General features: G+C 41.0%; 24 protein-coding genes. 17 read left to right on the forward strand and 7 right to left on the reverse strand.

The window, feature by feature from the left end; all coding sequences use genetic code 11:
• The first annotated feature begins 59 nt into the window (after nucleotides 1-59).
• The 14 genes from M3205_RS14650 to M3205_RS14715 all read left to right on the forward strand — a co-directional run bounded on the left by M3205_RS14650 (nucleotide 60) and on the right by M3205_RS14715 (nucleotide 13,245).
• Entirely contained in the window at nucleotides 60-1,124 is a 1,065-nt protein-coding gene (locus M3205_RS14650) for a C45 family autoproteolytic acyltransferase/hydolase (RefSeq protein ID WP_251170591.1), read from the forward strand.
• A gap of 107 nt (nucleotides 1,125-1,231) precedes the next feature.
• Entirely contained in the window at nucleotides 1,232-2,617 is a 1,386-nt protein-coding gene (gene hemG, locus M3205_RS14655) for a protoporphyrinogen oxidase (protein ID WP_251170592.1), read from the forward strand.
• Between the two features lie 348 nt (nucleotides 2,618-2,965).
• On the forward strand, nucleotides 2,966-3,982 hold the full coding sequence (locus tag M3205_RS14660) for a LacI family DNA-binding transcriptional regulator (RefSeq protein ID WP_251170593.1): 1,017 nt from the start codon (nucleotides 2,966-2,968) through the stop codon (nucleotides 3,980-3,982).
• A gap of 134 nt (nucleotides 3,983-4,116) precedes the next feature.
• Complete coding sequence (locus M3205_RS14665) at nucleotides 4,117-5,499, forward strand: sugar ABC transporter substrate-binding protein (RefSeq protein WP_251170594.1); 1,383 nt, start codon at nucleotides 4,117-4,119, stop codon at nucleotides 5,497-5,499.
• Nucleotides 5,500-5,559: 60 nt separating this feature from the next.
• Nucleotides 5,560-6,474: a carbohydrate ABC transporter permease gene (locus M3205_RS14670; protein ID WP_251170595.1), complete on the forward strand. Its 915-nt coding sequence runs from the start codon at nucleotides 5,560-5,562 to the stop codon at nucleotides 6,472-6,474.
• 38 nt (nucleotides 6,475-6,512) lie between these two features.
• Nucleotides 6,513-7,385, forward strand: a complete 873-nt coding sequence (locus M3205_RS14675) for a carbohydrate ABC transporter permease (protein WP_311315736.1) — start codon at nucleotides 6,513-6,515, stop codon at nucleotides 7,383-7,385.
• Complete coding sequence (locus M3205_RS14680) at nucleotides 7,382-8,515, forward strand: ABC transporter ATP-binding protein (RefSeq protein ID WP_251170597.1); 1,134 nt, start codon at nucleotides 7,382-7,384, stop codon at nucleotides 8,513-8,515. Before M3205_RS14675 ends, M3205_RS14680 begins: the two co-directional genes overlap by 4 nt.
• A 3-nt stretch (nucleotides 8,516-8,518) precedes the next feature.
• Complete coding sequence (locus tag M3205_RS14685) at nucleotides 8,519-9,361, forward strand: inositol monophosphatase family protein (RefSeq protein WP_251170598.1); 843 nt, start codon at nucleotides 8,519-8,521, stop codon at nucleotides 9,359-9,361.
• Between the two features lie 15 nt (nucleotides 9,362-9,376).
• Entirely contained in the window at nucleotides 9,377-10,099 is a 723-nt protein-coding gene (locus tag M3205_RS14690) for a glycerophosphodiester phosphodiesterase (RefSeq protein ID WP_251170599.1), read from the forward strand.
• 22 nt (nucleotides 10,100-10,121) lie between these two features.
• Complete coding sequence (locus M3205_RS14695; RefSeq protein WP_251170600.1) at nucleotides 10,122-11,051, forward strand: tetratricopeptide repeat protein; 930 nt, start codon at nucleotides 10,122-10,124, stop codon at nucleotides 11,049-11,051.
• Between the two features lie 22 nt (nucleotides 11,052-11,073).
• Nucleotides 11,074-11,619, forward strand: coding sequence for an MgtC/SapB family protein (locus M3205_RS14700; protein ID WP_251170601.1), 546 nt, complete (start codon nucleotides 11,074-11,076; stop codon nucleotides 11,617-11,619).
• A gap of 210 nt (nucleotides 11,620-11,829) precedes the next feature.
• Complete coding sequence (locus M3205_RS14705; protein WP_251170602.1) at nucleotides 11,830-12,105, forward strand: DUF488 domain-containing protein; 276 nt, start codon at nucleotides 11,830-11,832, stop codon at nucleotides 12,103-12,105.
• A gap of 61 nt (nucleotides 12,106-12,166) precedes the next feature.
• Nucleotides 12,167-12,448, forward strand: coding sequence for a GNAT family N-acetyltransferase (locus M3205_RS14710; protein ID WP_251170603.1), 282 nt, complete (start codon nucleotides 12,167-12,169; stop codon nucleotides 12,446-12,448).
• Nucleotides 12,449-12,462: 14 nt separating this feature from the next.
• Entirely contained in the window at nucleotides 12,463-13,245 is a 783-nt protein-coding gene (locus tag M3205_RS14715) for an alpha/beta fold hydrolase (protein ID WP_251170604.1), read from the forward strand.
• Between the two features lie 190 nt (nucleotides 13,246-13,435).
• Here the strand turns inward: M3205_RS14715 and M3205_RS14720 are convergent, their stop codons facing one another.
• The 4 genes from M3205_RS14720 to M3205_RS14730 all read right to left on the reverse strand — a co-directional run bounded on the left by M3205_RS14720 (nucleotide 13,436) and on the right by M3205_RS14730 (nucleotide 15,539).
• Nucleotides 13,436-13,939: an endolytic transglycosylase MltG gene (locus M3205_RS14720; protein WP_251170605.1), complete on the reverse strand. Its 504-nt coding sequence runs from the start codon at nucleotides 13,937-13,939 to the stop codon at nucleotides 13,436-13,438.
• Complete coding sequence (locus M3205_RS14725; protein WP_251170606.1) at nucleotides 13,936-14,313, reverse strand: hypothetical protein; 378 nt, start codon at nucleotides 14,311-14,313, stop codon at nucleotides 13,936-13,938. Before M3205_RS14725 ends, M3205_RS14720 begins: the two co-directional genes overlap by 4 nt.
• 162 nt (nucleotides 14,314-14,475) lie before the next feature.
• Nucleotides 14,476-14,607 (reverse strand): hypothetical protein, encoded by a 132-nt coding sequence (locus M3205_RS25645; protein ID WP_285886395.1) that lies wholly within the window; start codon nucleotides 14,605-14,607, stop codon nucleotides 14,476-14,478.
• A gap of 83 nt (nucleotides 14,608-14,690) precedes the next feature.
• The gene (locus M3205_RS14730; RefSeq protein WP_251170607.1) at nucleotides 14,691-15,539 is read right to left on the reverse strand and encodes a YitT family protein; all 849 of its coding nucleotides are present in this window, start codon (nucleotides 15,537-15,539) and stop codon (nucleotides 14,691-14,693) included.
• A gap of 227 nt (nucleotides 15,540-15,766) precedes the next feature.
• On the opposite strand from M3205_RS14730, the gene M3205_RS14735 reads away from it, so the two are divergent.
• Nucleotides 15,767-15,952, forward strand: a complete 186-nt coding sequence (locus tag M3205_RS14735) for a histidine kinase (protein ID WP_251170608.1) — start codon at nucleotides 15,767-15,769, stop codon at nucleotides 15,950-15,952.
• 63 nt (nucleotides 15,953-16,015) lie between these two features.
• On the opposite strand, the gene M3205_RS14740 is transcribed toward M3205_RS14735, so the two are convergent.
• From M3205_RS14740 to M3205_RS14750, 3 genes are all read right to left on the reverse strand, one after another.
• Entirely contained in the window at nucleotides 16,016-17,245 is a 1,230-nt protein-coding gene (locus M3205_RS14740; protein WP_251170609.1) for a PucR family transcriptional regulator, read from the reverse strand.
• A gap of 121 nt (nucleotides 17,246-17,366) precedes the next feature.
• Nucleotides 17,367-18,830, reverse strand: coding sequence for a sodium/proline symporter PutP (gene putP, locus M3205_RS14745; RefSeq protein WP_251170610.1), 1,464 nt, complete (start codon nucleotides 18,828-18,830; stop codon nucleotides 17,367-17,369).
• Nucleotides 18,831-18,953: 123 nt separating this feature from the next.
• Nucleotides 18,954-19,871, reverse strand: coding sequence for a proline dehydrogenase family protein (locus tag M3205_RS14750; protein ID WP_251170622.1), 918 nt, complete (start codon nucleotides 19,869-19,871; stop codon nucleotides 18,954-18,956).
• 265 nt (nucleotides 19,872-20,136) lie between these two features.
• Between M3205_RS14750 and M3205_RS14755 the strand changes: the two genes are divergently transcribed.
• Together M3205_RS14755 and M3205_RS14760 are read left to right on the forward strand one after the other, a co-directional pair.
• Nucleotides 20,137-21,291 carry an ABC transporter substrate-binding protein gene (locus M3205_RS14755; protein WP_251170611.1) on the forward strand — a complete coding sequence of 385 codons (1,155 nt, stop codon included), beginning with the start codon at nucleotides 20,137-20,139 and terminating at the stop codon, nucleotides 21,289-21,291.
• A gap of 81 nt (nucleotides 21,292-21,372) precedes the next feature.
• Nucleotides 21,373-22,248: a branched-chain amino acid ABC transporter permease gene (locus M3205_RS14760; RefSeq protein WP_251170623.1), complete on the forward strand. Its 876-nt coding sequence runs from the start codon at nucleotides 21,373-21,375 to the stop codon at nucleotides 22,246-22,248.

The raw sequence follows: 22,248 nt of genomic DNA on the forward strand, positions 1-22,248 counted from the left end.
AATTTCATGCTGCCTTCCTTTATTCTAAGTAAAAGAAACGAATAGAAGAGGGATCTGCTTTGAAAAAGATTTATAGTGATATTATTCAATTCCGCGGCAATCACTTTGATTTTGGTTTTATGCAGGGAGAGAGAATAAAGGATTCTCTTTCTGTTAGGAATCGGGAGGATCAATGGAAGGTACGGAAGCCGCGTTTTTCAATAAATGAAGAAGAAGTAAAAAAAGCCATTACGAGGTTTGCGCCCGGAATTTGGGACGAGCTGCTTGGGTTGCAGGAAGCATTGCAATGGCCGATGGAGAGGGTGTTAAAGGAGTTTGGCGGATATCGCCTCGATTATGTCCGCTCAGGCTGTTCCATCCTGACAGGGGATAATTACCTAATCCGAAACTATGATTACCATCCGAAAACCTATGAGGGGCGCTATACTTTTTATCAGCCAACCGATCAGGGCTATGCAATTATGGGGCCCAGCCAGAGGGTAACTGGCCGGATGGATGGCATGAATGAAAAAGGACTTGTCATCGGGTATAATTTCATGAACCGTAAAAAGCCTGCTGATGGCTTTATCTGCTGCATGATCGGACGCCTGATTTTGGAGGCATGTGCAAATGTTAAAGAAGCGGTTGAGATGCTGAAGGAAATTCCGCACCGCAATTCCTTTACATACGTTGTGTATGACACAAGCGGAGAGACATATGCAGTGGAAACGTCTCCGAGAGGTGTAGAGGTCCGTCAGACGACTGCCTGTACAAATCATTTTGAAATCATGCAGGATGAAAACCGCAACCATCTGGCTGACAGCGTGCGAAGGCTGGATGTCATGAAAAGCCGTCAGGATGGGCATCTGGATGCACATGATGCATTCCGCCTTCTGAATGATAGTGATAAAGGTGTCTTTTCAGATCTTTATGGAAGCTGGGCGGGGACCATTCATACTTCAGCCTATCTGCCGCAGGAGATGAAGGCCTGGTTTTCGCTCGGCGGCGACAGGGACCCAGTTGTTTTTGACTTCAGAAGATGGCTCCAAGGCGAGGATATTGAAATGAATAGAATCACTGGTGAAGTGGATACGGATATTCCTTTTTTGCATATGGATGAGCACGCGAATTGGTTCAGGAAATAATAATTGTTTTTTTTTTTGAAAAATGGACAAACCCTTACATACTTTCACCTCTACAGGTTGTGGTACACTTTATATAATGAATTGGATGTAAACTGAGGTGCATACAAGTGAAAACAGTATTAGTCATAGGCGGCGGTGTAACAGGGTTGTCCGCCATGTATGAGTTGAATAAGTGGAAAAAAGAAAACAATCAGGATATACGGCTGGTGCTGGCAGAATCTGCAGAACAGCTTGGCGGAAAAATACGCACAGTAAGGGAAGGCGGCTTCACAATCGAAGCGGGAGCTGATTCGATTGTTGCCCGCAAAGCGGATTCGATGAATTTTATCCAGGAGCTTGGTTTGGAAGAAGAGGTTGTGTACAATGCGGCGGGACGGTCGTATATTTACACTGAAGGCGAACTGAAGCTGATCCCGGCAGATGCTGTATTTGGAATCCCGGCCAGTGTTGAATCTCTTGCCAAATCCACGCTAGTTTCAGCAGAAGGAAAGGTTGAAGCCCTGAAAGATTTTTATACGAAAAATGACCGCTTTACTAAGAATGATTCGATCGGCGATTTCCTTGAGCATTTCTTTGGTAAAGAACTGGTGGAAAAACAAATAGCGCCTGTTCTCTCGGGAGTATACTCAGGGAATCTCAGTGACTTAACCATCGCTTCGACTCTTCCGCAGGTGTTTGATTATAAAGAAAAATACGGCAGTATCATAAGAGGTTTCGAGGAAAATAAAAAGGTGTTCCAGAGCGGCGGGGGAAAGAAGTTCCTTTCCTTTAAAAAGGGTTTGGATGCCTTAATTGACGCTTATGAGGAAAGATTGGACGAAACAGAAATCTTAAAAAACAAACAGGCTGTTAAAATAGAAAAATCGGATCATGGATATATAGTTGTTTTCTCAAATGGCGAAACCCTGGAGGCGGATCATATAGTGCTGAGCATTCCGCATAATGCCGCTGAATCCCTATTCGATGATAAGGAGCTGAAAGCGGAGTTCGAACCGTTGAAGAACAGTTCCCTGATCTCAATTTATCTTGCTTATGATATACCAGACAGCGAGCTGCCTGAAGACGGGACAGGCTTCATCACGGCCAATACGGCTGAACTGACCTGCAATGCATGTACATGGACAAGCCGCAAGTGGAAGCATACGTCAGAAAGCGGTAATTTGCTTGTTAGGTTATTTTATAAAAGCAGCCATCCGGCCTTTGCCTCTCTAAAGGAAATGAATGAAGAAGAAATGCTGCAGGCGGCTCTGGCTGATATAGAAAAAAGCCTTGGCATAACGGCTGAGCCTTTGGCAAGTGAATTAACAAAGTGGACAGAAAAAATGCCAAATTATCTGATTTCCCATCCTGAGACAGTAGCAACGCTTGAAAGCAGGCTTGGCCGGGAATACCCTGGAATATGGCTTGCAGGCTGCTCTTATTACGGTGTCGGCATCCCTGATTGTATTAAAAATGGGGCAGAAACTGCCGGTAAAATTATTGAGAGTCTGTAAAGTGAAGAAAATCCCCCTCTTTTGAGAGTGGGGATTTCTTTTTGAAGATTTAAAAGGACCGCGTGTAGGAGTGTTAGGAGCAGCTCATTCAATATACTGCCCATTAGCGAAAAGGGGAACTGCAGAAGTGAATGTCTGTCTCGCAGTTTGCTGATGCTGACAATGGGAAAAATGATGAATTAACCATGGATATATACGAACAAAGATTCTAGTAAAAGGGCAATAGAATCATCACTCATGCAAATTATTATAAAATTTAAAAAATTAAACATTTACAAAATATTAACCAACTGTTAATATTTAATAAAAGTAAAACGCTTACAATCTAGATATAACTGGAGGGTCAAAATGAGCTACACTATTAACGATATAGCTGAAAGGGCGGGGGTATCCAAGTCAACAGTTTCGAGAGTAATAACTAATAGTGGCTACACAAGTATGGAAACAAGGCAGAAAGTTTGGAAGGTTATTGAAGAATTGAAATATCAGCCTAATGGATTGGCGAGAGCTATGGTTTCTCAGCAGACCAATACAATTGGAGTTATTATCATGGCTAATCACTATCCAGTAATCTCTCATCCTTTTTATGGGAAGGTATTAGATGGAATTTTAGAGGCTGCTGATCATTATCGTTATTCTGTAATTGTGACAACGGAAAAAGAGATGTCTTTAAGCTCCACTGAAGACATGATCATCAAGAGAGTTGATGGCATTATTCTCATCAGCCGTCTTCAAGATGAAGTAATTGATTTTATTGATAAATATAAAGTTCCTTATATTATGGTTAATGGAACTACCGAAAAGCAAAATGTAATTAATATAGTTAACGATGATATGCAGGGTGGAATGTTAGCAGCCGATCATTTATTTCAATCTGGCTACCGTAATATTGGAGTTATTGTGGGGCCGCAAGAACACAGAAGCCATAGTTTTCGGTACAAGGGTTTTTCTCGCAGGTTAAAAGAGCTGGGGTGCCAATTAAATGAAAATATGGTAGATCAGACAAAAAACTCTAAGTTTGAAAGTGGAAGAGAAGCTTTTTTAGCGATATGGGAGCGTTCCCATAATAAACCAGATGCTATTTTTGCAACAAATGATATTCTGGCATTTGGAGCAATTCGGGAAATGAATCATTTAGGTCTTAAAGTACCTGATGATATAGCTGTAATGGGCTTTGATAATATTGATTTTACCGAAATATCAACCCCTTCTATTACAACGGTGCATATTGAAAAGACAAAAATGGGGTATGATGCAGTTACTGTGCTGGAGCAAATTATTAAAAGGCAGGAAGTAAAGCTCGAAATGATCGAGTACAAGCCCAGGCTGATTGAACGTGAAAGTACTCGGAAAAGAGAAATTTAAGATATTAATTGTTTGCTGGTTCTTATATGGGAACGTTCCCATATTAGAACCAGCAGCTTCTCTATTTAACATCTCTTGTTTTAATTGCTGAATGGATACTAGTAATCTATAAAACTAAATGAGGAGGAAACAAAGTGAAAAAAAGTGTACTAAGTTTAGTTTCGTTTTTGACAGTGGCTGCTGCGGCTTTAACAGGCTGTCAAAAACAATCAGAGGCGGATGCACAGCCAGCGGATAATGGAGTGGTTACTATATCAGCATGGAGCGAGGGGGCTGAAGTCACACGATTAACGAATCTTGAGAAGGCGTCAGAGAAATTGAATGAGGAGTTGAAGTCTCAGGGAAAGGACATCCAGGTCAAGGTTGAACCCAAGTCATTCGATGGAGGATGGGATCAATATGCAAAACAGTTTATGCTCTCTGCGAAGGCAGGAAAAGCACCCGATATCTATATAACACCACATGAGACAATTGGCTGGCTTGCAGATGGTAATTATATCATGCCGCTGGATGAGCTGAGAGATTCTAAAGAGTATGCGGATGTATTCCCTAAATTATGGGACGCAGCTTCTTATAATGGACATATATGGGGAGCACTTCAAGATAACGAAGCCCGCCCGGTATTTTATAACAAAAACATACTAAAGGACCTGGGCTGGAATGAAACTGAAATTGAAGAACTTCCAGAGAAAGTCAGGAGGGGAGAGTTTACTCTTGATGATATGACAAAACTTGCTGAAGAAGTTGTAAAGCAGGGAAAGGCTAAATATGGAGTTATTCATCGCCCGGTAAATGGTGCAGATTTTCATTATTTTAATTATCTTTTTGGAGGACAACTTTATAGTGAAGAGGATAACAAAATAGTGTTGGATAAAAGTGCAGTTGGCAAACAGCTGGCTTACCACTATGAACTGGCTCAGAAGAAGCTGCTCCCCGATAAATTAATTTCAATGGAATGGAAGAATGTCCATAGAATGGTTGTAAATGGCGAGACATTATTTTATTATGGAGGAATTTGGAATGTTTTTAATTGGGGCAATGACAATTTTCACGATCAGTTAGGCAAGGTTGATGCTAAATGGGTTAATGAAAATTTCGGTATGATGCTTGTTCCAGCTGCTGAAAAAGGAGGAGAACCTATAACTTTATCCCATCCATTTCTTTATACTGTAAATGCTAAAACTAAACATCCAGATTTAACAAAAAGATTGCTGGAACTGGTGGCTGATCCTAAGCTGCAGACAGAGCATAATCTCCAAACTTTCCACCTTCCTGTCACTGAAAGAGCGGCAGAAGATCCGGAATTTAAAACAGATCTTACTTTAGGAAATATAGCGTATATGTCAGAATATACAACTTTTCTTCCGAATCATGAAGGATTTACTAAGTACAGCAATGTATTTTGGAATTCGCTGCAGGCTGTGGAATTAGGCAAGCAAACGCCAGATCAGGCATTGGAATCAATGGAAGCACAATTGAAAGTAGATCTTGGTGAAGACCTGAAAATTGTAGAATAATCAATGCTTTGCGTATCTGCTGTGATAACGGATACGATCTAAAAGAAAGGGGAGCAGTAAATGAAAAAGTCAAAATTTTTAATTAATGGGATGCGAAAACACAGTCTGCCATGGCTGATGCTTGCCCCTTTTCTTATTCTAATCGTCATTTTCTTTTTTCTGCCTATAATTCTTATCGCAGTAAATGCTTTTACAGATATGGATTCAGCACTCCAGTGGACATTCAATGGAATCGATAACTTTAAAAAAATGCTTTTGGATCCAAATATGCCAGAAATATTGAAAAATACCTTTATCTATGTATTTTTCACACTTGCTATCAATGTTCTATTCGGATTAGTTTTAGGGCTATTAACTTCATATTTTATTCAAAAGGAAAGCGTCGGTCTCTTATTTCGGACAATCTGGATGCTTCCGCGGATATCTCCACCAGTTGTATATGTTCTTCTTTGGCTTTGGTTTTTTGACCCTAGCCCATATGGAATCTTAAATAGCTTGCGTGCATTAGTGGATCTTCCTCCTGGAGAATGGCTCTCCAGCAATCCAAAAACGGCAATTGTACTAGCTAATGGAATGATTGGAGCCTCTTTCGGAATGATTATTTTCTCATCAGCAATCAAATCCATTCCCGAAAATTTATTTCAGGCGGCTAAAGTTGATGGAGCATCTCAATGGTCTATCATACAGGATATTATTATTCCAGCAATACGCTGGCCGCTTATGTTTGTAACAATGTGGCAACTCTTATCCCTCTTAACTTCTTATGAATATATCCTGCTGTTAACCGGCGGGGGGCCAATGGTCGAAAGTGAAGTGCTTTCATTGTATTCATACCATAAAGCGTTTGAAAGCTTTGAGTATGGATATGGGTCTGCTGTATCTCTTGTACTGGTGGTCATTGCATTAGGATTTAGCGCTATTATTTGGAAAGTGTTTGGAATGAAAAAGATGATGGGTACATCCAGAGTTGAATAGAAAGGAGTTTTGATATGGAGGGAATCTATGAGCCGAAAATGGAGGCTCCCAAAATTAAAACAGTTTCGAAATGGAATGCACGAATCCCCTATATTATAGCTTATGGAACTTTAGGAATTACTACGCTTCCTATTATATTAATGTATCTATGGCTGCTTATGAGCTCCTTTTCTACACAGATGAAACACGGGGTAATTCCTGTTGAGTTTACGCTGGAGAATTGGAGATTCTTATGGACGAACGTGGAAATGGTCGGTTCAGTCTATCCCAGTATTTGGACAGCTACCTGGAATTCATTTGTATTTGCTGGGGTTCTGACAGTCCTTGAGGTTATCATCGGAGTGATGGCAGGATATGCGCTCTCCCGTATGGAATTCCCAGGCCGTCAAGGGATTATGAAAATGACAATGATGCTGCACGCATTTCCTAGTGTAGCACTGCTGATTGCCGTATTTTTCATTTTAAACTTTATGGGTCTTTTCGACTCTCTCCTTGGAGTCATTCTGGTCAAGACTGCCTTGCAGATTCCGATGACTGCTTGGATTATTAAAGGATTTTTTGATGATGTGCCTTGGGATTTAGAGTGGGCAGGATTAATAGATGGGTGTAACCGATTTAAAGTTTGGTACACAATTGTTATTCCTATTATCAAGCCTGGCATAGCAGCAGTCTCCATTTTTTCTTTTTTGGCAGGCTGGTCTGAATTCTTATTATTGTATACTTTTGTACTCAGTGATGACAATATCACCTTATCCACGTATCTGCAGAAATTGATAAGTGACCCAAATTTAGTGAATTATGGTCTTTTGAGTGCCGTTTCTCTGTTTTATATGATTCCAGTTTTAATTTTCTTTATCTTTACGCAAAAATCGTTGATGCAAGTGAGTGCTGGAGGAGGCAAGGGTGTATGAAAATTGAACTTAAAAATATTTGTAAAACGTTCAATAAGCAGTCCAATACAATCAATAACCTGGATATGACAATAAATGATGGCGAATTTGTGGCTCTTGTTGGACCGAGCGGATGCGGAAAGTCGACAACGATGCTGATGATTGCAGGAATCTATAAGCCTACGAGCGGCAATTTATACTTTGACGGGCAATTGGTTAATGACTTGGAGCCGAAGGATCGAAATATTGGAATGGTATTCCAAAGTTATGCATTATATCCTCATATGACAGTACTGGATAATATAGCTTTTCCATTAAAGCAGCAGAAGGTGCCAAAGGAGGAGCGATACGAGCGGGCAAAAAATGCTGCGGATATGGTACACCTTGGACATCTCTTAGATCGCAAGCCAAGCCAATTGTCCGGCGGCCAGCAGCAGCGGGTGGCATTAGCGCGGGCTATTGTTAAGAAACCAAAGGTGCTGCTCCTTGATGAGCCCATGTCTAATCTGGATGCAAGACTTAAAATAGAAATGCGGGAGGAGATTTCCAGAATACAAAAGGAATTAGGTATTACGGCGATCATGGTTACACATGATCAGGAGGAGGCTATGACTACGGCTGACCGAGTGGCAATCATGAAAGAGGGAGAGCTAATACAGTACAGTTCTCCCATGGAACTGTATAACCGTCCCAAAAATTATTTTGTTGCTCAGTTTATAGGAAATCCGCCGATGAATTTCCTGAAATCCCAATTAGCAGTAAAAGATGGGAAGTGCCAGTTTTATATCAATGATACGACTGTTGATTTGAATAATCATTTGCCGAAAATTAAATCCCATAATTCTATTAAAGACATTTATGCAGGGATTCGTCCTTATGACTTAAAATTAGGGCAAAAGGGTGATATCACTCTTGATGGTGTAGTTAGCCTAGTCGAGCCCACTGGACATTCTAAAATGGTAAATGTAAAAGTAGGAGATGATCGAATTCGGTTTTTCGCGGACCCGCTTCAGAAAATTGAGAGGGGCAGCAAAATCACATTAACTGCATCCATCTCATCTATTCACTTGTTCGATTGTGAGTCAGGAGAAAACCTTACAGCAGAAACAATAGGAGAAGGACAAGATAATAAACTTGTCATAAATTCATAGATTATGAAAAGGAATGAAGTGATGGAAGAGAGAATGCAAACAGAGCTGGAAGAAGTGTTGTGTATATCTGCAGTGGAATATGCCAAAGAGGCTGGCAAGCTGATTCTGAATCATACTGAAAGCATGGGCCAGATTGAACAAAAGAAAAATTCATATGATCTTGTTACAGAAGTTGATCGTAAAAGTGAAGATTTTTTGAAGTCCAAAATTATGCAGAGATATCCTGATCATTGGATACTATCAGAGGAAGAGACCGGGCAGAAAAACGCCTATGATGCGTTAAAATCCAAATTTGGAGAATACGGATGGATTATTGACCCAATTGACGGTACCACAAATTTTATACATGGCATTCCCCACTTCTCAGTTTCTATAGGGATTGTAAAGAATGGCCAGCCTGTTATTGGTGTCGTTTATAATCCGGTTACAGGGGAACTTTTTACAGCAAGAAAGTCCTTTGGTGCTTTCTTGAATGGACAGTCTATTCATGTAGGCAAAGAAACAAAATTAATTGATTCAGTGCTTGCTACCGGATTTCAGGCCAATGACTGGAAACCTGATTCACGTGCAGTAAGACAGATTAATCAGTTGGCAGGAAAAGGAAGAAATGTTCGGATTATCGGTTCAGCAAGCTTAGACCTGTGCTGGACAGCGGCAGGAAGGCTGACCGGTTTTTGGCATGAAGGTCTCAATCCGTGGGATGCTGCTGCAGGAGTATTAATTTTAAGTGAGGCTGGAGGCTTTGTGACAGACAAATATGGTCAGCCTTATCAGCTTCATCTTGACTCTTTAGTTGCGAGCAATGCTAAAATTCATGAAGAGCTAATAGAAGTGATTCAAGGTTAAAGATAGGAGAGCTGTATGAGAAAGCCATTGATAACAGCCCATACGGGATGTATGAATACAAGGCCAAATTCTGTTTTGTCTGTGCTGGAAGGCATAAAAGCCGGTGCGGAAATAATTGAAGCTGATGTAAATTCTACGAAAGATGGAATCCCTGTTTTAGTCCATGATGAATTTATACCTGGAATTTCTGGCAATGTCCGAATTGGAGCGATCACCTTTGATGAACTGAAAGCGATTGATAAAAAGGGAGAGATCGTTCGGCTAGAAGAAATTTTACCGCTTATCCGGGAGCATCATAAAATTATTAACCTGGATGTCAAAACAGATCATGCAGTAGATGCGATGATTGCTGTCATAGAAAAGCATCGGATGCGTGATGAGGTAATCATTTCCGGATGTGAAAAAGAAAGGGCCACATATATTAAAGGATATTATCCGTCCTATCAAGTATTGCTGAATTCAAGTGCTCAATTATTTATCTCTAATCAAAATGATTATGAAGCTTTTGTGAAACAAACCTGTCAAGATGCAATTGGTGCATCGTGTTGCGGGATCAATATTAATTATAAGTTCTGTTCAAACATGTTAGTGGAAGTTGCTTCTTTAAGATGTTTGCCAGTTTTAGTCTGGACTATTGATGATATTCCAGCAATGGACCAGTTTTTAAGGAGCGGTGTACATTCCATTACTACTAATGAAGTAGAGGCACTTGTTAACTTAAGAGGCGAAATAAGGTAGGTCAAACTAATGGAGAAATGCGATGATAGATACTTTCTTATTTGAATATGAGAAAAGAAATAAAGATATTATTAAATATTTACAAGAGGGAAAAGTGACTAATAATGGTTTTTACCAACTGGCCATTTCTCAACTAGAGCAGCTAAATCTAGCAGATCCAGAGAATCCAGTTCATTTATCTCACCTTGCTGAATATCACCATTTAGATGGACATTTGAGAAAAGCGGGGGACCTGTACCGTAAAGTACTGGAGATAGACCCGCTCCAGTCAATATCTAAAGAAGAAAAGCGATTTATACAAAAGTTTTGTCCAAACCTGCTTGTAACTCCTAATGAATGTTTCCCTCTTAAGGATGTGGCAGCTATTCATCATCCCAGCAAACCTTTGATTGGTTATCACTTGTTTTGGGAAGATGATTATGACTTTCCAGATGACTATGAACCTTGTGATCATGAAGAGGTTTGGGTGCAATACGATCCCTTAAAGGAAGAAATAGTGAAGGTAATGTGCTGGTTTCATGCACGTGTGATCGAATCTGAACCAGCTGTAGAAGAAGCAAAAAGCAACTGCCATAGACCTGTCATTCGAATTGAATGGGGAAAACATGGATCATTGCTATGCGGGTGGCAAGAAATGAATGAACCGTTGACAGGAATCCCTATCAAGCAGTGGCTTAGAGAAACCTTCACTCAGGTTAAAACGGGAGGCAGGGTTCCTGACCATCCTTTGAAAAGATTCTGGCCCGCTGGATTTGAAGGAACATTTGAAGAATATATAAATTTTTCAGTTCCTGTTGATCCGTTGGAATGGCTGCAAAGAAAGCCGCTCATGTTTAAGACAAGATGGGTTAATGCAGCAATAGGTACGAATGCTCTGCATTATAATTTTCATCCTAAAATGGAGTGGCCAGACCGATTTTATGAATCTTCTGGAGTGAAGGAAGCGGAGTGAAACTCTAAGGAGGGGAATGAATGTGATTAACTGGTTTGCCAATCATTTTTTTACCGTGAATCCTGAAATTTATCTGCGCATCTTCCTCTCCATGATCATGGGAGCAATTATTGGATATGAGCGGTCCAGCAAAGGAAAGCCGGCTGGAATTAGGACGTATAGTTTAATAAGTTTGGGTTCAACCCTTATTATGGTTGTGTCCATTTTTAGTCTCGATTATATAGTCAGCCAGCACACCTATAATGAACAAATTAGCATAGTTAATGATCCAACACGGATTGCTGCTCAAGTTGTTTCTGGCATCGGGTTTATTGGAGCAGGAATTGTTTATACTACTGATTTAGGAAAAAAAGTCGGGCTCACCTCAGCAGCGCAATTGTGGGCAACTGCTATGGTAGGGTTAACCATCGGGGTGGGCATGTATGACATTGCTTTCCTTACTTTGATTTGTATCATTTTTATTGTAAAGCTTGTAGATTGGATGCATTTTATGCGAAATAAAAGGAATTTTTTGAAAAAAAAGCAATATAGCAATGAGTCTCCCCAAAAGTCTAACTACCACTGTTAGTCTATTACATACATCAAAGGGGCAGACTATGAATACAGTAATGAAACCAGATTTTCAGAAGCAAACGTGTACGGGGTTTGCTTTTTTTTCTGGTTTATTATTAGCTTTCAAGGGGTGACTCGTCTTTAGCGGGATTTATGTTAAACGGATTTATGGTTCATATGATATGGAAGATGGTTAGGTGTATTGATTTGACAGTGGCCACGCGGAGTGAAAAGAAAAGCCAGATATCGGCATGGGGAAAAGGCCGCTTCACCGAGAAGTGAATTTCGAAGAGCAATTAATCATAAGTCAGAGCTTTCTGCAAAATTCCAGGGAAAATATCTGGCAGAACTGCGTTCACAGGAAGTGAAAAAACGCAAAACTGAGGAACTGGCGAAAATGGCAGAAAAGCAGAATGTGACCTTGCTGTATAGTGCAAAATATCCCATACATATCCATGCACGTGTGTTGTGTGAAGAAATTACAAGGGTAATGAATGTTTAGCCCCATCAGCAAGAAGGGAAAACAATCGTATAGAGTAAATCTAAAATGCAGGAGGCAGAAAATGAGTTTAATTATACAAAAAGAAAATGGCCGGTTCTTTATGAATGATGAAAAAGGGAATATGATTGCCGAGATCACCTATACACCAAGCGATGATTCTGTCATCATGATAGACCATACATATGTAAGTGACTCCCTGCGCGGTCAGGGCATTGCAGGAAAGCTTCTGGAAAGCGTTGTACAGGAGGCGCGCAGCAAGGGATATAAGATCATTCCTGCCTGCTCATATGCCAAGGCTGCTTTTGACAGAAAAAGCGAATATCAGGATTTGCTTGCAAACTAAAGGAGGGTTTCTAAATGGATGCAAAAATAAAAGAGGTAAATGGAACATCTATTTCATACTATGATGAAGGTCAGGGAGAGCCGCTTGTATTACTTCATGGATTTTGCGGCAGCAAAGATTATTGGGCAAAAGTGATTCCATTATTGGCAGAGGACTACCGCGTCATTGCGGCCGATCTTCCGGGGCATGGAGGTTCAGGGCTGCCAGAAGGCGAACCCTCGATTGAAGGGATGGCAGAATCGATCAAAGGGGCTATAGATGAGCTGGGTCTTGAAAAGGTATCTCTTTTCGGCCATTCATTGGGCGGCTATGTAACCCTTGCATTTGCTGAAGAATACGAGGACAAGCTGAAATCCTTTTCCCTTATCCATTCAACAGCCAGCCCGGATTCCGAAGAAGGGAAGAAGGGAAGGGATGTTGCTGCAGGTAAAATTGATAAAGAGGGAATGGAATCATTTATAGATGGACTTGTGCCGAAGCTTTTTGCACCAGGGGAGAAACATCCCGAAGAAATTCAACTCGCAAAAGAAATTGGCTATCGAACAAGTGCTGAAGGTGCAAAGGCTGCCCTGAAAGCGATGAAACTGCGCGGTGACCGCAGTCAAGTCTTAAAAAATACGGAGCTGCCAGTATTAATTGTCGCTGGAGAACAGGACGAGGTTGTCCCTCCAGAAAAATCATTTGCAGTCAAAGGATCTAACATCAATCAGGTAACCATTGATGATGCGGGGCACATGAGCATGTACGAAGCACCGGAAGAACTGGCAGAAGCTATCCGCGGATTTTTGAAAGAGTAAGCAGTGTCTGTTTTGGAGCGCACATAATATTTTATCCGCACATAAATTTATAGGATCCGCACATAAAAAATCTTATCCGCACATAAATTGGCGTTATGCGCACAGAAAGATTCCTGTGCGGCCAAATCAAACATTTTGCGATTGAAATATAGAAAAAAAGCTCCTTTTCAAGCCGAAAAGGAGCTTTAACTTACTTAAATATAACGGAAATGATTTCGTCCGTCGTCATTCCGCTTTCTATTTCAAACGTGCCAGGACGCAGATCATTCTCAAGACCGCGTTTTTCTACATCTTTATAGAACTGGATGCCGCTTTCAATAATATGGGCTTTTTCAAGCGCGTTCCCAACATCAATGCTGGTCATTCCCATTGATACGGTTAAAATAGTCCGGTAAACAACTTTTTCGCCGGTTTTGTCATCAGCCTTCTTGTCTGCTTTGTCCTCTTTTTTCTCGCTGGACTTTGCGGCAGCAGCAAGCTGCTTGCTCCATTCATCTTCTGTGTTGATGACGTAGCCTTTGGATGCCAGCAGGTCAATCATTTCTTCATCTGACAGCTTTTCGGTTTTCTCTGTTTTATCCGCTGGTTTTTCAGAGCTTTTGGCTTCAGAAGGTCCAAATAGGTAAACGCTTCCTGTCAAAATGGCAGCCGCTAAAAGGCCCGCTGCAAAACTGCGCAAGGAATTTGGTGTCATTGGGCAACCATGCTCCTTTCATCCTTGTTCGCTGAATAGGGCAAGAGCATCAGATCAACTTCGTTAGGCGTAAGCTGTTTTTTTACTGCAATGCTTTCATTGGAATATCCGCGTTTATGCATATCCAGTACTTCGCGAAGCAGCAATCTTTCTTCTGATGACCCGCTCATAGCTCCTGATTGCTTAGCCGTAATCTCTGCGTCCAATTCAATATTTCTGATTTGCTGCTGAAGCTCATGAATTTCATTCTTTAGTGTAAAAGTAACCTGATCAATTTGCTGCTCAATATTTGATTTCGACTGCGCCGTTTTTAAAAACGATAAAATGAGCAGCACGACTGCTGAACCAAATAATATGGCAATTACCCATCCCATCCTAAAATCCTCCCTTATGTAAACACTTTTTTTCTCGGTATCTATTTTTTTACCAAACTAAATTATACCTTTATTGCCGGGGGATTTCGAATGATAACCTCAAAATAACACGATAGTCCTGTTTTTATGTCAGAAAAAGGGGATATTGGTAAATCCTATTTCTTATAAAAACCCGGACCATTCAGGACCGGGCTCCCATTTGTTCAATTTTCTTTCTTCAGCTGCGCGCGTTTGGCGTTCCGCTTCCCATAAGAACCATAGTCCTACTTCCATAATGTCTACAATGAAAACCATGTGCTAATAGGTATGAGTCAGAATACTGCAAAAGAGGTTTATTCAAAATAAAGCTCCATCCATTGAGGATAGAGCTTTGCCAATTATGCGAGCCGTTTAAAATTTTGGCCGAGTATTTCATTCATGGTATGAACAGTGATAAATGCTTTATTATCAACCTGGGTGATGTAGCCTTTCAGCTTTGTAAAATCTTTTCTGCACAGGATAGTGGTAATGACTTCTTTCTTATCTGAAGTGAATGCACCTGTTGCCGTGTGAATGGTTGCACCCTTCCCAAGTTCATGAACAATATAGGTTTTAATTTCATCACTGTGGTGGCTGATAATCACAATTTCCTTGTTTGAATTGAATTGCTGAAGTGCATAATCAATCACTAATCCATTAATAATGACTCCAAAAAAGGCATACATGCCGACTTGCGGACCAAATAGAATGGCGGAAGACAGAGCAATGGATAAATCAGCCAGAAGCACACCTCTGCCAACTTCAATATTTAAATATTTATTAAAAATCATAGCGATGATGTCTGTCCCACCGGTGGATGCCTGCTGGTTAAACACAATGGCCATGCCGGTTGCGGCGATGCATTGCCCGATAATAAGCTGAATAAGCAAGTCATCACTAAGCGGATGGGCCATCGGGGCGAACTTCTCAAGCGCCCACACATAAAAGGACAAGGCAAAGCTTGCATAAATGGTTTTTGCCCCAAAACCAGATCCAAGAAAAGCAAACCCAACTGCAAACAATATCAAATTGACAAGAATCATGAATGTACCAATCGAGAAATCTGGAAATAAATCATTCATGATAATCGACAATCCGCTGACCCCTCCTGTTGCTAAATTATTGGGGGACAAGAAAAAATGAACATTTATAGAAACCAGGAAAGCTCCCAGGTTGATCATCATAAAAGAAAATAGTTTTTGCCGCATCGCCGCAACCTCCTTTTTTATAGTATTTTTTCGGATTCCGTAAAAAGTGGAACAACGGGATTATAAAGCCCATCAAGCCCCTTTGTAAAGGGAATGAGAGGAAAAAAATAAGGTTTAATAATTAAGAAAATTGGGAGGGTTTACAGAAGTGGATGCTATTATCTATTTTTGTATAATTTTTATATAATAGATATGACTATCACGAGCACGAAAGGATGTAAGAAATCTTGAAAAATAGAAAGCTTATTGTCATTCCCATTATGATACTTGTAGCAGGGGCTGCCATGTGGATGCTGAATAAGGATTATCAGCAGATAGACCTGATGGTTCGCTTGATGATAGCAGCCGGTGCTGCACTATTATCAGGTGTGATCTCCTATTTTTTATTCAAGCCCGAAAAAGACGAACAATAAAATGCCTGCTCCCTGGAAAGGGGACAGGCATTTCTTTTGGGGAGCTTTGTCCTCCCCGCGATTTTATTTCCTCCGCTTAAGCAGCTGTAAATCAATATACAGCTGGCATCTTGTGTTAAAGTCATCAAAGTCGATTGAGGTCAGATCAGTAATTTGTTTCATCCGGTATTTTAATGTATTGGTATGGATGAAAAGCTGTTCCGCAGTCGGCTTGAGGCGGCAGTTGTTCAATAAATAGACCTCAAGCGTCTTCAAAAGGCTGGTTTGGCTCTCCATGTCTTTTTTCTGCAGCTTCATCAGGTCTTCACTTACATAGTTTGTCTTGCTGTTATGCTGGGCGATTGGTTCCAGGTAACGGAACACCCAAAGCTTTTTATATTCATAAGGCAGTTCTTCAGGTGAGCCAATGAATTTGGCAGCTTTAATAACTTCAAGGGCCTCTCTATAGCTTTTGGGAAGTTTTAGGATGGAGGAATATTCTCCTCCGATCCCCGCATAAACAGTCAGCTGCCTGAATTGGCTTAGAACGGTATTGGTTAATTCATGTGCGTCTTCTGAAAGGCTGCCGGGGGCAGGGGAGCTGCTGCCGATCATAACGATGATCTCATGCTGATTCGTAAAGATATGAGCTGGATGGCTGAGAGCATTTGCGAACAGCCGAACGGTTTCAGTTAATTCCGCAAACATCTCTTCATCCCCCTGGACGACCGTAAATACATTGATGATAAAGGCCTCCGGGAGGATGATTTTAACATTGGCTGCTTCCCACTTAATCTGATCCTCCGTCTGAAACGTTCGATCAATAATTCTTTGATAAAATTGATGTTTTTCTTCTTCTTTGCGCTGCTTTTTCAGGTTTTCCTGATATAATAGCTTTCCAATATGGAAGGAAACGTCATGAAGAAATTCCATATCGCTATCGGACAGACAGCCGTCCAATTCCTGAACCCAAATAAATCCAAGTATCTGTTCTTTATATTTAGCGCTTACAACTGCTCGCTGGTTAAGGCCGATTTCGTCCATTTTCTTTATTCTGAATGGTTCAGAGATGGTCTTTAATTGATCAACAATGCCTTCATCCATAAACTTCTCCAAAATGGGAATGGGCCATCTTTTCGAAAAAATAGTCTGCTGGTTTGCCAAATCAAAATGTTCAATATAATACGAGCTATAAGCCAGCAGTGAGAATTGCTCATCCTCAATGACAACAGGCTTCTTCAAAAAAGTGCTGACCATTTCTGTGATCTCATCAATATCAGTCAAAGTAAGAATTTTCTCCAGCGGCTGGCTCATTAAGCTCCCTCCAATTTATTGCTGTCCTTATTATAGTGAAAAACGGTGACAGGCACCACCCGAATTTTGTCGAAAGAAATAGGACCGGGCATTTTCTTAGCCCGGTCCTGATAAGTTTAGATTATTTTAAGGACTTTTCAAAATCTGTAAATTGTTGTTCGATTTCTGCTGATGGCTTAGCAGTTAGAAGGCTGACCACTATGATAGCGATTAAGCTGGCAGCAAAACCTGGAATCATTTCATAAAGGAAATCTGATAATCCGGCTTGAGACCAAATGATGACAGTGCTGGCCCCAACAATCATTCCGGCTAAAGCTCCCCATCTTGTCATGCGCTTCCAATAAAGACTAAGGATAATAAGCGGGCCGAACGAAGATCCAAAGCCTGCCCATGCATAACCAACCAGGCTTAATATCGTTTCGTTCTTTTCCCATGAAATAAACAATGCAATAAGAGAAACGAGCAATACAGATAATCTTCCAATAGTAACTAGCTCTTTGTCTGAGGCAGAACGGCGGAAGAAGGTTTTGTATAAATCTTCCGTCAAAGAGCTGGATGTAACAAGCAGCTGTGATGAAATTGTACTCATGATGGCTGCCAGAATTGCTGAGATTAAAAACCCGGTAATAATCGGATGGAATAAAACTTCCCCGAGCAGGATGAAAATCGTTTCAGGATCCTCGATTGCAGTACCTGAATCATGGATATAGGAAATTCCAATAAAGCCTGTCAGCATCGCACCAATTACTGAAAAGATCATCCACCCCATACCAATGCGAGTTGCTTTTTTGATTTCTTTGACGGATGTGATAGCCATAAAGCGGACAACAATATGAGGCTGTCCAAAATAACCAAGTCCCCATGCGAATAACGAGATTATACCCAGCAAGCTTGTTCCTGTAAAAATATTAAGCAATGAAGGATCGATGCTTCTGGCGGTATCAATGGCAGGTCCAAATCCGCCAACATGCATTAAGGTAACTATTGGAACCAGTATTAATGCAATAAACATAATCAGACCTTGAACAAAATCTGTCCAGCTGACTGCCAGGAATCCTCCAAACAGTGTATAAGCTACAACCACTCCTGTAATAATCCATAAGCCTGTATGGTAATCAAGGCCAAATGTGCTTTGGAATAATACTCCTCCGGAAACCATCCCTGATGAAACATAGAATGTAAAGAAAATTAAAATAACTAATCCGGAAATCAGGCGCAGGATTTTGGAAGAGTCGCCGAAGCGGTTTTCTAAATAACCTGGAATTGTGATCGAATCATTGGCTACCTCCGTATAAGAGCGAAGCCTCGGTGCAACGTAAAGCCAGTTCGCCCAGGCTCCCAATGTCAGGCCAATTGCAATCCAGGAAGCACTTAATCCAGTGGCATACATGGCGCCTGGCAGACCCATGAGAAGCCAGCCGCTCATATCGGATGCTCCGGCACTTAACGCAGTAACTGCAGGGCCCAGTGTTCTTCCGCCCAGCATGTAATCATTTAGATTTGATGTACGCTTATAGGCGTAATAGCCAATCAAAAGCATTCCAATCATATACACGGTAATAGATATAATTAATGCATAATCCATTTGTTATCCTCCTTTTTCTGGTTTAACAAAATATTTAGATAAAATAAGTGGTGAGAAAGCCGTGGTTTGCTTTCTCAATACCTAGAAATCAAGAATTGATTATTTTATTTTGGAAGAAAAATATTATTTTTTGAAAATACCCTTAAAAGCAAATGCAATATTAGCAGGCCGTTCAGCAAGCCTTCTCATGAAATAGCCGTACCAGTCCATGCCGTATGGTACATAAACGCGCATCCTATAGCCTTGCTTTGCAAGTTCCAGCTGTGTTTTGTTCCTCATGCCATAAAGCATTTGAAACTCAAAACGATCGTTTGAAATGTTATGCTTCTTCGCTAATTTTTTTGTGAACTCGATGATTTGATCATCGTGGGAAGCTATTGCGGTATAGTTTCCGTTTAGGAGACTTTGTTCTATCAATTTCTTATAGTTTTCATCAACATCTGACTTTTCAGGAAATGCATGCTCCGGTGCTTCTTTATAAGCGCCTTTTACCAGTCTTAAAAATGGCTGGTATTTCCCGAGATCCGCGAGATCCTTTTCAGTCCTGTAAAGGTAAGCCTGCAGAACCGTGCTTACAAAGCTGTATTTCTCTTTAAACTGTCTAAACAAATCGATCGTAGCCTGGCAGCGCGGAACATCCTCCATATCGATGGTCACCATGATCTTATGCTTTTCAGCAGTATCAAGAATTCTAGTCATGTTTTTCACAACAAGGTCATGATCAATATCCAGGCCAAGAGAAGTCATCTTTAAAGATACTTGTGAATCCAGTCCTTCTTTACTGATCATTTCTATAGTTGAAATACATTCTTCAGTCCGTTCATTCGCGACTTCTACGGAGTCAACAAATTCCCCCAAATGGTCCACTGTTACAGAAAGTCCCTGGTTATTTAGATCTCTGATAAAGCGGACGCTGCTTTTGAAATCAACCCCGCCAATTAATTTTCCTGCAGCAAAGCTTCCGCCTCTGTTCTGGGCGATTTTGTTCAGTAAGCCATTTTTAGATAAATATAGGAAAAAATCTCTTGTAATCGCTTCCATTTTTTTCGGCACCTCCATTGGGTCTATCTTTAAATTAATCTTACAATTCTGTGACAAGTTACGACAATGTTCATAAAAAACAAAGATTCTTTATTTCTATTGTTGACAGAAGACAATGAAAGGCTCTATTTTCCATATTTCACTCCAATTTAGTATGTAAGAAGTTTCTATATTAATTATTGTTTACAATGACAAGCATTTGTATTTAAATAGTAATATAGTTTTGAATATTTATTTATTTCAGAAAAATGGGGGTAAAAAGGAAATGAAAAAGCAGTTGAAGAAATTCGCACAATTTACAGCACTGTCCAGTTTGCTTGTCCTTTCTGCATGCGGCGGCAATCAGGCTGCAGGGGATGAGGATGGGGAAAGCAGCGGAGGTGTTGTTAAAGCGGATATAGGAGTTATTTCTTATATTAGCGGACCGGGAGCAGCATATGGTGAAGCTATTACAAATGGCTTAAAGCTTGCACTGGAAGAAATCAATGGCAAGGGTGAAGTCAAGATAAACCTTGTAGTTGAGGATTCTGCCGGCAAGCAGGATCAAGCATTGACAGCAGCTCAAAAGCTAATGAATTCGGAGAATGTTACAGGCATTATCGGGCCTACCTTAAGTACTGAAATGAATGTAGTAGGTCCTGAAGCCGATCTGAACGGAGTGCCGATCATGGGAACTTCAACAACGGCAGAAGGGATTCCGCAAATTGGGGATTATGTCTTCCGCAACTCGCTGCCTGAAGCATTGGCGATTCCGGCTGCAATAGATAAAGCCATTAAAAAATATGATGCAAAAAAAGTAGCAATTCTATATGGAAATGATGATGTTTTTACCAAATCGGGTTATGACACAATGAAAAAAGCAGCGGAAGAGAAGGGACTTGAAATCTTAACGACTGAAACGTTCCAAAAAGGCCAATCAGATTATAATGCGCAGCTGACAAAGATTAAAGGTTTAAAGCCCGACCTTATCCTGGCTTCAGCTCTGTACAATGAAGGGGCGGTCATCATGGATCAGGCCAGAAAAATGGGCATTGATGTTCCGTTTGTTGGTGGAAACGGATTCAATTCTCCTGAGGTCATCAATATTGCAGGGGATGCAGCAAATGGCCTGATTGTGGCAACTCCATGGTATGGCGAAAAAGAAGATGATAAGGTCAAGGAATTTGTAAGCAAATACGAAAAGGAATACGGCAAAAAACCGGATCAGTTTGCAGCGCAGGCCTACGATGCTCTGTACATCATGGCTGAGGCATTAAAGAATGCCGGTGAAGCTGACCGTGATGCACTTCGGGATGCCCTGGCAGAGGTAAAAGGATTTAATGGAATTCTTGGAGAGTTCTCTTTCGATGAAGAAGGAGATGTCGTAATGGATCCGACCGTCCTGATTATTGAAGGCGGAGCATTTAAGGAATTTAATTAAAGAAGCAGCAAAAGTGAAGCTCTGGCGCCTTCAGTGCCAGAGCTTACTTTTAAGAAAATTACGAGTAAGCAGGTGAATGCCGTGTTAATCGAACAATTAATAAACGGAATTACCCTTGGCAGCATTTATGCTATCGTTGCACTGGGGTTTACATTGGTTTTCGGGGTGCTTGGGATTATCAATATGGCACACGGAGAGATATTTATGTTCGGCGCCTTCATTGGTGTTGTTGTCACTTCTACATTTAAAGGGCCGCTTTGGCTGGCCTTTCTGGCAGCGGTAGCGGTAACTGCAGCTATGGGATATTTGCTTGAAAGATTTGCCCTGAGACCGCTTCGGAATAAGCAGGGGGTATCTCATCTGGCGCCATTGATCAGCACAATTGGTGTATCAATCCTCCTGGAAAACCTGTCCCACCATATTTTTGGCCCGGGCAACCATCCTTTCCGTGCTTCTTTTGCGGAAATAAGCTTCCAGATCGGTTCGATAACCGTATATCTTGTGCAGATTGTTATCTTTGTCATATCTGTCCTGCTCATGTATGCCCTCTCTTTTTGGCTGGGCAAAACAAAGGCAGGAAAAGCCCTAAGAGCAACTGCTGAAAATCTGGAAACGGCAAGTCTTCTTGGTGTTGATGTCAAAAGAACCATTACAATGACGGTTATTATCGCATCGGCAATGGGAGGGATCGCCGGTATCCTTGTCGGAATGGCCTTTAACTCTGTTACACCGCAGATGGGCTTGTCCATCGGGCTTAAAGGACTTGCCATCATCATTCTTGGCGGTATGGGGAATGTCAAAGGAGCGATGGCTGGGGGCCTTATCCTTGGTCTGGCCGAAACCTTTGTCGTTGTCTACGGCGATTCAGGATACAAGGATGCCATCGCTTTTGCGGCTATCATCATCATACTTCTCATCAGGCCGCAGGGATTGTTTGGTCAAAAAATTTCAGCGTAA

The organism is Cytobacillus firmus (genome assembly GCF_023715565.1).
GTDB lineage: Bacteria > Bacillota > Bacilli > Bacillales > Cytobacillaceae > Cytobacillus > Cytobacillus firmus_C.